The organism is Mesorhizobium waimense (genome assembly GCF_003601975.1).
Classification (GTDB): Bacteria; Pseudomonadota; Alphaproteobacteria; order Rhizobiales; family Rhizobiaceae; genus Mesorhizobium; species Mesorhizobium waimense.
Genome location: NZ_QZWZ01000039.1, coordinates 17,534 through 30,569, shown reverse-complemented (window position 1 = coordinate 30,569; position 13,036 = coordinate 17,534). Strand labels below are relative to the sequence as shown.

Annotated in this window: 17 protein-coding genes; 13 read left to right on the top strand and 4 right to left on the bottom strand. The window is 63.6% G+C overall.

The window, feature by feature from the left end; genetic code table 11:
• Window positions 1–197: 197 nt before the first annotated feature.
• Complete coding sequence (locus D3227_RS31275) at window positions 198–1,031, top strand: hypothetical protein (RefSeq protein WP_120018052.1); 834 nt, start codon at window positions 198–200, stop codon at window positions 1,029–1,031.
• A gap of 269 nt (window positions 1,032–1,300) precedes the next feature.
• Window positions 1,301–1,711 (top strand): hypothetical protein, encoded by a 411-nt coding sequence (locus tag D3227_RS31270; protein WP_120018051.1) that lies wholly within the window; start codon window positions 1,301–1,303, stop codon window positions 1,709–1,711.
• Window positions 1,712–1,907: 196 nt separating this feature from the next.
• Here D3227_RS31270 and D3227_RS31265 read toward each other — a convergent pair whose 3' ends face one another.
• Window positions 1,908–2,180 (bottom strand): exopolysaccharide production repressor protein, encoded by a 273-nt coding sequence (locus D3227_RS31265; protein WP_120018050.1) that lies wholly within the window; start codon window positions 2,178–2,180, stop codon window positions 1,908–1,910.
• A gap of 464 nt (window positions 2,181–2,644) precedes the next feature.
• A complete protein-coding gene (locus tag D3227_RS31260) occupies window positions 2,645–2,989 on the bottom strand; it encodes a diguanylate cyclase domain-containing protein (RefSeq protein WP_167480930.1) in 345 nt (114 codons plus the stop codon).
• A 25-nt stretch (window positions 2,990–3,014) separates the two neighbouring features.
• On the opposite strand from D3227_RS31260, the gene D3227_RS31255 reads away from it, so the two are divergent.
• A complete protein-coding gene (locus D3227_RS31255) occupies window positions 3,015–3,281 on the top strand; it encodes a DUF1236 domain-containing protein (RefSeq protein ID WP_425374572.1) in 267 nt (88 codons plus the stop codon).
• 204 nt (window positions 3,282–3,485) lie between these two features.
• Entirely contained in the window at window positions 3,486–3,707 is a 222-nt protein-coding gene (locus D3227_RS31250) for a hypothetical protein (RefSeq protein ID WP_120018049.1), read from the top strand.
• Between the two features lie 104 nt (window positions 3,708–3,811).
• On the opposite strand, the gene D3227_RS31245 is transcribed toward D3227_RS31250, so the two are convergent.
• On the bottom strand, window positions 3,812–4,792 hold the full coding sequence (locus D3227_RS31245; RefSeq protein ID WP_120018048.1) for a glycosyltransferase family 2 protein: 981 nt from the start codon (window positions 4,790–4,792) through the stop codon (window positions 3,812–3,814).
• A 167-nt stretch (window positions 4,793–4,959) separates the two neighbouring features.
• Here D3227_RS31245 and D3227_RS31240 point away from each other — a divergent pair, with 167 nt between their 5' ends.
• Entirely contained in the window at window positions 4,960–5,268 is a 309-nt protein-coding gene (locus tag D3227_RS31240; RefSeq protein ID WP_120018047.1) for a hypothetical protein, read from the top strand.
• Between the two features lie 13 nt (window positions 5,269–5,281).
• On the opposite strand, the gene D3227_RS31235 is transcribed toward D3227_RS31240, so the two are convergent.
• Window positions 5,282–5,605 (bottom strand): DUF982 domain-containing protein, encoded by a 324-nt coding sequence (locus D3227_RS31235; RefSeq protein WP_120018070.1) that lies wholly within the window; start codon window positions 5,603–5,605, stop codon window positions 5,282–5,284.
• A gap of 343 nt (window positions 5,606–5,948) precedes the next feature.
• Between D3227_RS31235 and D3227_RS31230 the strand changes: the two genes are divergently transcribed.
• The 8 genes from D3227_RS31230 (at window position 5,949) to D3227_RS31190 (ending at window position 13,029) form a co-directional block, all read left to right on the top strand.
• Window positions 5,949–6,272 (top strand): DUF1236 domain-containing protein, encoded by a 324-nt coding sequence (locus tag D3227_RS31230; protein WP_120018069.1) that lies wholly within the window; start codon window positions 5,949–5,951, stop codon window positions 6,270–6,272.
• A gap of 70 nt (window positions 6,273–6,342) precedes the next feature.
• Window positions 6,343–6,558: a hypothetical protein gene (locus D3227_RS31225; protein ID WP_120018046.1), complete on the top strand. Its 216-nt coding sequence runs from the start codon at window positions 6,343–6,345 to the stop codon at window positions 6,556–6,558.
• Window positions 6,559–6,669: 111 nt separating this feature from the next.
• Window positions 6,670–6,900 carry a DUF2934 domain-containing protein gene (locus D3227_RS31220; RefSeq protein WP_120018045.1) on the top strand — a complete coding sequence of 77 codons (231 nt, stop codon included), beginning with the start codon at window positions 6,670–6,672 and terminating at the stop codon, window positions 6,898–6,900.
• 1,419 nt (window positions 6,901–8,319) lie between these two features.
• Entirely contained in the window at window positions 8,320–8,877 is a 558-nt protein-coding gene (msuE, locus tag D3227_RS31210) for an FMN reductase (RefSeq protein ID WP_120018043.1), read from the top strand.
• A 46-nt stretch (window positions 8,878–8,923) separates the two neighbouring features.
• Window positions 8,924–10,297: an LLM class flavin-dependent oxidoreductase gene (locus tag D3227_RS31205; RefSeq protein WP_120018068.1), complete on the top strand. Its 1,374-nt coding sequence runs from the start codon at window positions 8,924–8,926 to the stop codon at window positions 10,295–10,297.
• A gap of 51 nt (window positions 10,298–10,348) precedes the next feature.
• Complete coding sequence (locus tag D3227_RS31200; protein WP_120018042.1) at window positions 10,349–11,191, top strand: ABC transporter permease; 843 nt, start codon at window positions 10,349–10,351, stop codon at window positions 11,189–11,191.
• Window positions 11,192–11,251: 60 nt separating this feature from the next.
• Window positions 11,252–12,250, top strand: coding sequence for an ABC transporter substrate-binding protein (locus tag D3227_RS31195; protein WP_120018041.1), 999 nt, complete (start codon window positions 11,252–11,254; stop codon window positions 12,248–12,250).
• A gap of 17 nt (window positions 12,251–12,267) precedes the next feature.
• The gene (locus D3227_RS31190) at window positions 12,268–13,029 is read left to right on the top strand and encodes an ABC transporter ATP-binding protein (RefSeq protein WP_120018040.1); all 762 of its coding nucleotides are present in this window, start codon (window positions 12,268–12,270) and stop codon (window positions 13,027–13,029) included.
• The last annotated feature ends 7 nt before the right edge of the window (window positions 13,030–13,036 follow it).

Below are 13,036 nucleotides of genomic sequence, written 5' to 3'. Positions count from 1 at the left end.
GCCGGGATTTTCGTTCAGTCGATGATAATAAATTCAAAATGTTAGGAGGGTTTCTCGATTCGAATTGTTAGCTGATGGGCCGGTTCGCTCTCGCATTGAAAACACATTTATCTAAAGTTTACCGACGGCATTAGGAATTTCTCATATTGCCCTCATTAGCGGTTGGGTGAGGTGGCGATTCTCGGAGGAAAATACCCATGACATCCCGAAAGACTCTCTTTGCCGCGCTTGCGGCATTCGCGCTTCTGGCGTCTCCCGCATTGGCCGCTGCCGGCGGCAATGGCGGCGGGAACGGCGGTGGCCACGGCAATGGCGGCGGCAACGGGAATAGCGGCGGCAATGGCGGCGGCAACTCCAGCAAAAGCGGTTCGCAGGGCAAGTCGTCGGCGGGCGGGCAATCCTCGAGCAAGGCCGGAGCGAAGGCAGGCAAGGCCACCAAGGGCGCCGCCAAGCAGCAGGCCAAGGAGAAAGAGCCCAAGGAGAAGAATATCCATGCCAAGCTCGGCGCGCTGAATTCGCTGCAGCGCAACGTCAACGCCTATATGAACTCCAAGAGCAAGAAATTCGCCGCTGTTCAGGCCTTTGTGATGGCATCCGCGAACGCCAAAGTTGCTCAGGCCGCGCTTGAAGAGGCAAACGCGGCCGTGACGGACGAGCAGGCCAAGCTGGCCGACCTGAACGCGCAGCTCGAAGCGGCGAATGCGCTTACGCCTGCAACGCCCGAGGAAGAGGCGGCCAAGGCCGCACAGATCGCGGATCTGGAAGCGCAGATCGCCGACCAGGAGACCGCGGTTGCGGACGCCGAGGCGGCGGCTGCTGCGGCCCAGTCAGCGGCTGACGAAGCCGCTGTCGGCACCGACGATGCATCGCTCAAGGACGCGCTGGAGGCGATGGCCAACAAGCCGGTCGACGACGAAGTTACGCAATGGGCACAGGATGTGCTCGATGAGAAGATCGACCAGGTGGCCGACAAGCTCGCGCCGGCCGACCCGGCTGCCGAGGAACCGGACGAGACCGAAGAGACCGAATAGCCTGTCGAGCGGCCCTGCCGCCGGGCTTTGCCCCGGTTGCAGGGCTTGTCCGAGTCACAACGGCACAGGGTCCCGATGCCGCAGTACCTGCCGCAGAAGCGACGTGAAGGGATCGCCGCCGCCTTCATTCCACGCTACCTGGCGCCCGTGCCGGCATCGGATCGCGGTGCCGAAAGCCGTTGCTAACCCCAAGTACGGCATGGAAAATCTCGGCTCCCGGGTGTAACCTTCGCAATGTCGGGGTTTAAAAGGCATTGGGGAGAAAAAATATGCCTAGGGTTTCGGAACTTTTCTTCAAGACGGCCATCGTCTTTCTCATCGTGGGCATCGCCATCGGCCTGCATATGGCGATCTCGCAAGATCACGCCGCCTTTCCGGCGCACGCCCACATCAACCTTCTGGGCTGGGTAACCTCCGCGATATTCGGCGGCTACTATGCGCTCAATCCGGCCAAGGCCGCGCGCCGCATCGCGATGATCCACTACGGCCTCTATACGCTCGGCCTGGTGGTGATGCTGCCGGCGCTCTACCTGATGCTGGCGAAGGGCAACACGGCGATCGAGCCGGTCGTTGCCACCGGCTCCATGATTGTCGCCGCTGCTGTGCTCACCTTCGGCTTCGTGGTCTTCTCGTCCGAACCGGTGCCCACCGCCTCCGGCTTGAAGTCTGCGCCTCGCTGACCGGAGTCATGTTGCGTTGCCGGGTGGGTTGCTATGCCATGGCGTAGCGGGTCCACTTGGCGCGCGCCGCTGGCTCGCTGGCTGAAAAATTTTGCCCTGGCGTCGGCAACGGACGCCAGGGCGCCGGCCCGGTGCTTGGAGCGCGACAAGTCAAGCGTTGGATGAGTGCGCCGCGCCGCCGGTCAAAGCCGTCCGGTTAAAAGAGCCGCGACAGAAGGGTGTGGATGATGCCGTCGCGTTCGAACGGCCCGGGCACCTTCGCGGGGAGCGATTTGTCGGCCTTGGCCGCCGACGAGGTGCGGCCATAGATGAGTAAAAGCACAGCGATGAAGTAGCCTGCCTGCAGCACCATGGCGGCAACAAATGTCCAGCCCAGCGATTGCCAAAACGACCCGGTAGTCGCGTAAATCCAGCCAAGGATTACGACAAGCGTTACTGACATTCCCACAAGAAATTGCGGAAAATACATTTGCCAATCGAACATCCCGGACCGATTGAAACCCGGGAAGCCCGCCCATGTCTCTACCCAATTCGAGCGTTGCACCTTTCATGTGCGGTCGCAACTTGACACTGTGCCGCGCTCTCGGAGGGCTTTCGGCCCACGGCATGCGACCTATGTCTTAGGACTTAGGACCATACGCCTTTCGGTGCAAGTGTGGCGTTGGAGCATCGCGCGCTTTGCTGGATTCGTTTTTGCGGCGGGCGAAATCAGCGCAAGGTCGCCGGCGCTGGCTTCGCTGTTGGCTCGATGCGGGAAAGTTCGCGAGCGCAGGCGTTTCCGCAGCTTGCACTTCTCACCATCTGATCGCGATCAAGGCGGCACTCGATGACGAGCGCCGGCCGAGGCAGCTAAAGGAAACTCCGCCGGCGCTCGGCGCAAGGGTTGGGTGCTTTGCTTGCGCAATTCATATTAGCGTTTGCGAATATTTTGACCTATCCACCCAAAGGAGGATGCGGTTCCCCAAAGAAGCTCAACTGTCCGCGCCCGCCGGACTTGCTGCGGTAGAGTGCGGTATCGGCTTTCTGCAGCAGCTCGTCGCTGCCCAGGGCGTCACCAGGCGCCAGCGCGACGCCGATGCTGACGCCGACGACGACCGGGCTGTCGGCGACCGTGAAGGGCGACTGGAATCGCTCGATGATGCGCCGGGCAAGCGCCGACACATCCGTCTGTCCGGTTATCCCGGTCTGGATGATGGCGAATTCGTCGCCGCCAAGACGCGCGACCGTATCGTTGTCGCGCACCGCCGCACGCAGCCGGCCAGCCACGTCGATCAGCAATCTGTCGCCGGCCTTGTGGCCGAAATTGTCGTTGCTCGCAGGGGTGGGCGCCGCGGCCGCCCAGGACATCATCATCCAGCCTGAACAGGAAACCGTCATTCGGGAATATGTGCACAAGCGGCCCCTGGCGTCGGTCAAGCTTCTCGGCGTGGAGCTCAATGTCGGCACCGCACTTCCCGATACGGTGGAATTGCATGAAGTCCCCAATGTCAAATACCGCTATGTCGTCGTCGACAACCAGACCGTGCTTGTCGATCCCGGCACACGCAAGATCGTGAAGATCATTCAGTGACCCGCATCGCACGGCCCGCCGCTTGCCGGAGCGGAGGGCCGGTCCGCCCCGTATTATTTCGTGACTAATATAAGCAGGTACAAGCAGGAACCTTCCTTGGAATCACGCGTTGCCGCGTCTGACTTCGTGCTGCCTTATTGATAGGCAGCATGGGCCAGCGAAGCGGCGAGGCGGCGAAATGGGCTGGGGAGGAGGCAAGGTATTATGTCGAAGCGTGAAATCGGAGCGTCCCCCGCATTGGGGATGCGGGTCGCTGACCTGAGGGCTAGGATGCGCAGCGCAAGCATCACCGAGCATGAGATGAGAACTTTCCAGAAGGTCGCGGCCATCATGGGTGATGGCGAAGGCTCCCTACGCATCGATGCCGACGACCTGATTGCGGCGTCCTTCGTTACCCAAGGGGCGGGCGATCACTCCCTGAATTGACAATCCGCCGGCCCGAACCGGTCGAATCGAAAAAATCGCGCATACGGTCTGTCGAGTATCAGCGCAGGTAAGGGCGCTGATACTCGACGTCCGCACGCGTGCCGTCAGCTGTGGCCAACAAAGGGCGGGACGCGCTCGACGTCGTCCTTCACCAGACCAGCCGCCAGGCTGATCTGGCCGACGAACACCAGTGCGTTGAAGACAAGCCCGACGACCACGGCCAAGGGTATCTGCCACGCCGGCATGCCGGTGCGCGGAGCCTGGAGCGCGATTCGCAGGCTGGCGCGCCAGGATGCCGAAGCCCAGCGGCGCATGGCCTTGAAAACGCGCCGTGGCCGCGAGGCGGATTTCAGCGCGGTATATTTGCGGTCCGCGTCGCGGCCGGTGACCAGCGCGCGCCACAACAGGAAGCGCCAGCCGCGCGGCGGATAGTGGCTGGCCAGCGCCTCGGCCTTGACCAGGTCGTGGCCTTCCGCCCGCAGTTGCCGGTCAAGCAGCGTACACGACACCTTGAAGCCGTTGTTGTGCGGAAATGGATGGCCGGCGAGCCAGCTTCGCTGGATGGCGCAATTGTTGGCGTTCATGGCGCGCTTGGCGGCAAAGCGCCGATCATGGTCGCGAAGCGGAAAGATCCACAGCAGCGCGAATGTCCGCGAGGTAAAGTCATCATGCTCGAGATAGGTGTGGCCGTTCACGGCGACAGTCCGCGTGTCCTCGAACGGCTTCAGCAGGGCCGGCAGCCAGCCTGGCTGGGCGACGGTGTCGGAATCGCAGAGCACGACGATGTCGCCCGTCGCCTGGGCAATTCCTTCGTTCTTCAACTCGTAATAGCGCCCCCCGGGCAGGGCGGCAAAGCCGAGGGCCGGCGCGAGTTCCGGCACCGCGTCTTCGATCTGGCGGCGCAACAGCGGCGTGTCGCCGGCCTCTCCGGCATGAACGAAAATCACCTGTCTGGCGATGTATCCCAAGCGGGCCGCGGCCTTGATCTCGCGCGAAAGCGCGGCGAGGCCGGCGCCGACCTCGTCCCAGTCGATCGTGCCAGCATTTTCCATTTCGACAATGATTGAATAGCTCTCGCGCTGCATGACCTAGCCGTTTGCATTTCCCTCGGAGCGTGCATCCATAGCTGACTGCACCGGATTTTTGCAGCCCCTTGCCGAACCGTCGCAATGTTCGCTTTGCCGCAGGTCGGAACCAATCGCCGCCGACATCCATTCCCGAAGGACAAGCCTTGCAGGAAAGGAGTTGGACCATGAAACCACTCTTGCCATGCGCCTTGCTGCTGGCGCTCGCCGGACCGGCGGCCGCGCAGACCGACGACCAGATGAACGCCCCGGCGCCGGGCGGACCGTGCCAGGCCGAGCCGCAAGGTCAGAACGACGGCCAGAAGCCGTCGACGGCCAGTGGCGGCAATGGCGGCCTGTCCGGCAAGCTCGACACTTGCGGCGGCGTGTTGCACCCGCCGCCTACCGGCGACCAGGGCATGGCCCAGCCGGCGCCGAATGAGGGCAAGACGCCGGTGATCAAGCCCGGCGAGTTGCCGGCGCAGCCGAAGCAATAGCAACGGCCCCAAGTCACGGCACGGGGCGATTCCGCTCGGCTCGGCTGCGCGCACTTCTCGTCTTGGCCTGCCGCAGCGCGGTGACGGGATCGACGCCTGTCCACACTATGCCCGCCGTTTCGGCAAACCCCATGAAGGCCCGCCGTGCCTGGTCGGCCGTGAGATGTCCGGCGCGCGCCGCCTCGCAGGCCCTGATGGCGGTGGCGTAGACCGGACCGCGCCGCGCCGCCGGCCATTCCTTCAGAAAATTCTGCATCTCGGCCAGCGAAGCGATTTCGCGCTTGAAGCCGGCCCCGACGGCAATTGTCAGCGGAGCATGGAAAGGCATGTCGTGCATGTGGAGAACCTCCCTGATGGACCGGCCCTTCAATGCAAACAGGGCCGGTCCGGTTCCCGTTCTGGCTAGGCGGGATCCGGCGAGGCGCAAGTTGGCTTTGCCAATGGCTGGGACCGACAAGACGATCGCCTGGGATGCGGCCATCGCGTCGTCTCTCGCACGCAAAAGGCCAGGGCAGAGAGCCGCAAACCATAGCCGACACGCCGATCAATTAGTCCCGACTTACGGAACAACAGCCTTGTGGCGGCGTTTGCCTTCAGAGCTCGCCACTTATCGACCTGTGGATGTTTCCGCCAAGGCGGAGGCGAGGGCGAAGCTCGCCAACACCAAACAGGAGAGAACGATGAAAACCCTCATTCCTTCCGCCGCCGCGCTGCTTCTTCTTGCAGGCGTTGGTGTCGCCGCCGCGGAGGACGTGGTTGTTACAACCCAGCCGCAGGCGGTCGTGATCACGCCCGAAGAAAGAACGGTCATCCGCGAATATGTGCACCGGCACCCGCTGGCTTCGATAAACCTTCTCGGCGTCGAGCTTAATGTCGGCTCTATTCTGCCCGACACCGTAGAGCTGCAGGAAGTTCCCGACACTCAATACAGATACACGGTCGTCGGCGACCACACCGTGCTGGTGGACCCCGGCACACGCAGGGTCGTCGAAGTCATCCAGTGATGCATGATACCTGTCCCGCCGTCTTCGAGAGGAGACGGCGGGCAACGGGTTTGTTCAAAGGAGCATTCCCATGTTGCCGCATGTCGAGACCCCAAACTCCACCAATGTCGCGGCCTGTTGCGACAAGCTGCTGGCCGAGCGAAGCACCGGCTTGCTGTCCATGAGGGAGGCGATCACCGAACTGCGCCGACGCACCGGCACAGAGCGCTCCGACGCCGATCTCGCCGGGCTGATTACCAAGAAGGCGGCATTGCTGGGTGTCGCGGTCCTGTCCAACGACCACTAAAGGAAATCGCGGCGTCTTGCGCGTTTACGCCCCAAGACGCCGGCCGAAATTTCGGCTAATGTTTACCGGGATTTGGACCCATCCGATTTGGACCCAACCACGGAGGCGACAGTGACGGACGACAGGCAGGAACGCATTCGCCAGCGGGCGCACGAAATCTGGGAACAGGCCGGGCGGCCCGAGGGCTCGGACATGCAACATTGGGACCAGGCGACCGCCGAGATCGACGGAGCGGCGAAGCCGAAAGCCAAGGCTGCGCCGAAGAAGGCTGCGGCCGCCAAGTCAGCCAATCCGGCCGCCGCCAAGGCCAAGTCAGCCGCCAAGCCAAAAGCCAAAGGCTGAGCGCCGGCGGCCAGCTGCCCTCCTTTCATCATCTACAGCACCCCGTGCGTCGGGCGAAGCACCGGTTGCGTCCCATGCCCAGCGCTCCGCCGAGCGGTGGCAGCACCGGGCTGCGGTTTAGTATGTAGAGGGCAGGCCTATGGCCGGCTGTTTCCGGTTCGACGACGGCCCGACCACCGGAACTTTTAGCTGTTGCTGATGTTGTCCTTCCAGCACCAATTTTGGGCGAAGGAGCACGTCATGAACAACATCATCTGGCTGGTCGGGGCTATAGTCATCATCCTCGCGATCCTGAGTTTCTTCGGCCTGAGATAGCCTGCACGAGACGCGCGGCAAATGGGTCGCTCGCCCTCATTCAATTCGTCTGATGCGGCCCTTGTCGAGGCGGAAGACTCCGTTGTTCCCGCCCTGCTTTTCGAAATCGGTCAGCAGGTCGTCCCAAACTCCCAGGAACTCACCGCAGTCGTCGCAGACGATCCTTGTATCCGGACCTGCGTCAGCCGGAATTCTCAGTCTGATAGTGAGGCAATAGGGGCATTCCAGTTGGTGGTTTAGATATTGCTGGGACATGGCGGGTGGAAGAGTGCGTCACCGGCATGCCTCTTGCAAGCGGGAATGGCCTGGGATCCTGGCCGACGCGTTTGAGTTGGACAAGGGAGCGGTTACTTGCCTGTCTTGAGCATCCGACTCCCACCCGAGAGCCCGTCGCGCCGGGGCGATTGGGAACATTACCCCTTTCGAATGGTTGAGTTCTTGCGTCGGATGTCGCTGCTTGGCATCCGCCGCAGGCTGGTGGGCAAACATCGGCCGGCCCGCGTCATCGGTCCCTCCGTGGCGCGGGCTCCCGTGAGCCAGCGAAGCTCCCTGAGCAGTCAAAGCTGTTCCTCGAAAAGGCGCGCGAGATCGAAGCGGACGAAGAAAAGTCGGTTGCGGACGAACTCATGAAGCGACTGGCAAAGACGCCGCAAGAGCCCCGCAAACCAAAGCGATGACCTCCGCTTTGTATCCCGAAGTGTCAGTAACTTTTGGCGAGCACATGCCCCTAAGTCGCATCGCCGGCATGAGCGATGCCGCGTACTTGTCAAATATACAATTCCCCTAATAAGACCCCTGAGGCGCGGTGCTGTTCCACAATTTATGAGAAGTGACTGGAGGTAAACCCACCGGCCGGCCGCAAAATGCCTGTGCGCCGGCATTTGCGCCTCACCTGCAGGCCGTTCACGGGCGATGCATCGATACCTCGACCGAGCTCGTTCTTTGACATCGCGCACCGCCACATCCCGCGTCGAATGAACCAATCGCGGGCCGCATTCGGCAAACTCAATCCGCTTGCCGGGCTGGTTTTGAAATCTTCTCGCTCATTTAATTCTACAAAATCGGTAGTCTTAATGCGGATAGCGTTTGCGAGAGGAGCCTGGCATGTCGAAGAAGCTGGTGGCGGGGGTGTCGGGCAACCTGACCCGTCCGTCCAAGACCAAGGCGTTCATCAGCCATATCGTTGGTGACATCGCCGACAGGACGAGCGCAGCCTCGAGCGTTTTCGATATCGAGGATCTCGGTCCCTCCTTCCCGCAGGCAAGGCGCATTGGCGATCTCGATCCGTCGGCGCGTAATCTTGTCGAGCAATTCCTCAGCGCCGATATTGTCGTGGTCGGCTCGCCGACCTTCAAGGGCAGCTACACAGGGCTTTTCAAGCATTTCTTCGATCTGCTCGACCCGTCCTCGCTGCGCGGCAAGCCGGTCGTCCTCGCGGCGACCGGCGGTGGCGAACGGCATGCCTTGATCGTCGAGCATCAGCTGCGGCCGCTGTTCGGCTTCTTCGAGGCGCTGACCATGCCGACCGCGATCTACGCCTCCGACAAGGATTTCGCCAACGGCCAGCTGGTGTCCGAAGCCATCCAGGCGCGTGCCCGGCAGGCCGTCGCCGAAGCATGCCGGGCGGCGGGTGTGCCCTACAGCGTCGGCCTTGCCGCCTGAACAACGGAATTCCCCTTTCCGCATAGCGCCAGAAGGAAGCATGCATATGACCAGCAAATCCCGCCAGAGCAAGTCGCGAAAAATCAAACTGGGCGCCTTCCTGCCCGGCGGCGGACAGCATATCGCCGCCTGGCGCCATCCCGATGCGCCGGCCGACGGCGCGACGAATTTCGAGTTCCACAAGCAATTGGCGCTGACCGCCGAGCGCGGCCTGTTCGATGCCTATTTCCTGGCCGACAATCTGACGGTCGGCCTGGGCGCCCGCGAAGGCGGTAATGCCAAGATCGCCGGCTTCGAGCCGGTCACGCTGTTTGCCGCACTCGCGCCGCTAACCACGCATCTCGGCTTCATCGCAACGGCCTCCACCACCTATGAGGACCCCTATACGCTGGCGCGCAAATTCGCCTCGCTCGATCTTTTGTCCAACGGCCGCGCGGGCTGGAACGTCGTCACCTCGGCCGGCGACGACACCGCGCGCAATTTCAATCGCGACGTCCAGCCGAACCACGCCGAACGCTACGCCCGGGCGCACGAGCATGTCGAGACGGTCAAGGCGCTGTGGGACAGCTGGGAAGACGACGCCTTCATCCGCGACAAGAAGTCGGGCCGCTTCTACGACAAGGACAAGCTGCACGACGTGGACCACAAGGGTGCGCATTTCAGCGTCAAGGGTCCGCTCAACGTGCCGCGCCCGGTGCAGGGCCATCCGGTTGTGGTGCAGGCCGGGCAGTCGGAGGACGGACGCGGGCTTGCCGCGCACTCGGCCGAGGTCATCTTCACCGCCCATCAGAAGCTGGAGACGGCGCAGGAATTCTACCGCGACATCAAGGCGCGCGTGGCAGCTGTTGGCCGCGATCCCGACCAGGTGCTGATCATGCCGGGCGTCGCGCCCTTTGTCGGCTGCACCGAAGAGGAGGCGCAGGCCAAGTACCGGCAGCTCAACGATCTCATCCTCCCCGAGGACGGCGTCGCCCTGCTCAACGGGCTGGCCGGCCAGACGCTCGACATCAGGGGTTATCCGCTCGACGGCCCGCTGCCGCCCAGCAAGGAAACCGAAGGCATGAAGAGCCGCCAGGCGCTGATCCGTCAGATTGCCGACGATCACAACTTCACCATCCGCCAACTCTACCAGTGGGTGGCAACGGCGCGCGGCCATTACACAATCATCGGCAGCGCCACCCAGGTCGCCGACCAGCTGGAGGAATGGTTCGTCAACGAGGCCGCCGACGGCTTCAACATCCTGCCGCCCTGGCTGCCCGGCGCGCTCGACGATTTCGTCGATCTGGTGATCCCCGAGCTGCAGCGTCGCGGCCTGTTCCGCACGGCTTACGAAGGCCGGACGCTGCGCGAGAACCTCGGCCTCAGGCGGCCGGAAAACCCGTGGACCGCGTCCCGTTCGAAGGTGTTGGCGGCCGAATGAGCCGCTGAAGCGCCCCGTGCCCCGACATTCCTCCAGACAAAGGACAAGACGATGAGTTTGCAGCACATCGAACGGCCGGCCATCATCGGCGACGGCGCAACCCGGCTCGGCGCCGATGTCCTGCGCTTGGCCAAGGCGGCATCCGTCCGCCTCCTGTCGCGTTACGGCATCCTGATCGCCTTCCTCGCGCTCTGGCAGGTGTCGAGCAGCGCCGGATGGGTCAATGCCGCGGTGCTGCCGCCGATCGACACGATCGTCGCAGCCCTCTGGAAGGGGCTGGCCAGCGGCACCTTGCTCGGCGACATCGCCATCAGCCTGCAGCGCGCCGGCATCGCCTTTGTCGCTGCGGTGGTGGTGGCGATCCCGCTCGGCCTGTTCATGGGCCAGGTGCGATCGGTCGAAACCGCGCTCGATCCGATCCTGCAGGTGTTCCGCCAGACCTCGGCGCTGGCGCTCTATCCGGTGTTCATCCTGCTGCTTGGGCTGGGCGAGGCCTCGAAGGTCTTCGTCATCTTCTGGGCTACGCTGTTTCCGCTGCTGCTCAACACCATCAGCGGCGTCAAGGAGGTCGACCCGAAACTGCTCGAGATGGCGCGCGTCTATGGCGCCACGCGGCTCACCGTGTTTCGCCGCGTCGTGCTTCCGGGCGCCGTGCCCTCGATCTTCGTTGGCTTGCGGCTGAGCGCGACCACCGCACTCCTGCTGCTGATCGCCTCCGAAATGATCGGCGCCAACAAGGGCATAGGCTTCCAGGTGATGAACGCGCAGTACAATTTCCAGATCCCGCTGATGTTCGCGGCGATCGTCATTCTCGCTGGCCTCGGCCTGATCGCCAACCAGGCTCTGGTCAGCCTGCAGCGGCGGCTCTGCCGCTGGAGCCAGCCCGTCAACTGACCCGCATCAACTGAACATTGGCGCCTTCCACCCTCTTCTCGAACAAGGAAAGACCGGATCATGAAACTCACCCGCCGAACCCTGCTTGCCGGCGCCCCGTTTGCCGCCGGCATCCTCGCCGCCGGCCTGCCGCGCTTTGCCTTTGCCGAAGCCGCACCCGTCAAGTTCCGCTACCTCGCCAGCCGTGGAAGCATCTCCGCGCATGAGCTGGCCGACGAGCTCGGCTACTTCAAGGGGCTTGGCGTCGAATTGGAGAATGCTGGCTACGCCGCCGGCGGGCCGGAATCGCTGTTTGCGCTGTCGTCCGGCAGCGTCGACATCGGCTCGGCCGCCACCGCCGCGGTGATCAACTCGATCTCGGGCGGCAACGACTTCGTCGCCGCCTATCCGAGCAACGGCATCAACAAGGACGTGAAGAGCGTCTACTACGTGCTGGAAGACAGCCCGATCAAATCGATCGCCGACATTGCCGGCAAGACCATCTCGGTCAACACGCTCGGCGCCCATCTCGACTATACGGTGCGCGAGGCGCTGCACAGCGTCGGCCTGCCGCCGGACGCCGCCAACCTCGTCGTCGTGCCCGGGCCGCAGCTCGAGCAGACCTTGCGCTCGCGCCAGGTCGATGTTGCCGGCCTCGGCTACTGGCAGGCGACGTTTGCCGGCGCGCTGGTCGCCAATGGCGGCGTGCGCGGCATCTTCAACGACACCGACGTGCTGGGCGAACTGGCCGGCGGCTTCGTCGTGCTGAGGCGCGACTTCATCGCAGCCCACCCGGAGGCCGCGCGCAATTTCGTCGAACAATCGGCGCGCGCCGCCGACTGGTCGCGGCAGAACCCCGATGAAGCGCGCAAGGTGCTGGCCAACATCCTCAACAAGCGCGGCGAAAACGGCGATCTCGCCCGCTACTGGACCGGCTTTGGCCTGCGCGAAGGCGCGCAGGCGACCGACCGCGACATCGACTTCTGGGTCAGCGTACTGGAGCGCGACGGCCGCCTGGCCAAGGGCAAGCTGAAGGCCGCGGACATCCTCTACCGCCCGGGCGAAACCAAGACCAACTGAGCAGGGAGACGAAGGCAATGGCCAGCACCAGCGGCGCCGAGGTCTCGATACGCGAGCTCTCGAAATCCTTTACGCTTGGCGGGCGTCCGCTGGCCGTGCTGAGGACGCTCAACCTCGACATCCGCGCGGGCGAATGCCTGGTCATCGTCGGTGCCAGTGGCTCGGGCAAGACCACGCTGCTGCGCATCCTTGCCGGGCTGGAGGCCGCCGACAGCGGCGGCGTCGCGATCGACGGCAAGCCTGTCGACGGTGTCGGTGCCGAGCGCGCGGTGATCTTCCAGGAGCCGCGCCTGCTGCCCTGGCTGACCGTGCTCGGCAACGTCGCCTTCGGCCTCGAGGTGCGCGGCGTGCCTAGGCAGCAAGCCGAGGAGAGGGCGCGTTTCTATATCGCGCTGGTCGGCCTCGCCGAATTCGCCGATGCCTGGCCTCGCCAGCTTTCCGGCGGCATGGCGCAGCGCGTCGGCATCGCCAGAGCGCTCACCGTGCAGCCCGAGATCCTGCTGCTAGACGAGCCGCTCGGCGCGCTCGACGCCATGACCAAGATCGGCATGCAGGAGGAACTGGCGCGCATCTGGAGCGAGGAGAACGTCACCATGGTCATGGTCACCCATGACCTCGAAGAGGCGATCTATCTTGCCGACCGTGTGCTGATCCTGCCCAAGGAAAAAGGCGGCGCGGCGCGACTGATCGACGTCGACCTGCCGCGCCCCCGCGACCGCAGCGCGACCCGGTTCGTAAGCTATCGCCAGGAGCTGCTGCGGGAGTTCGGGCTGCACTGAGGCGCCG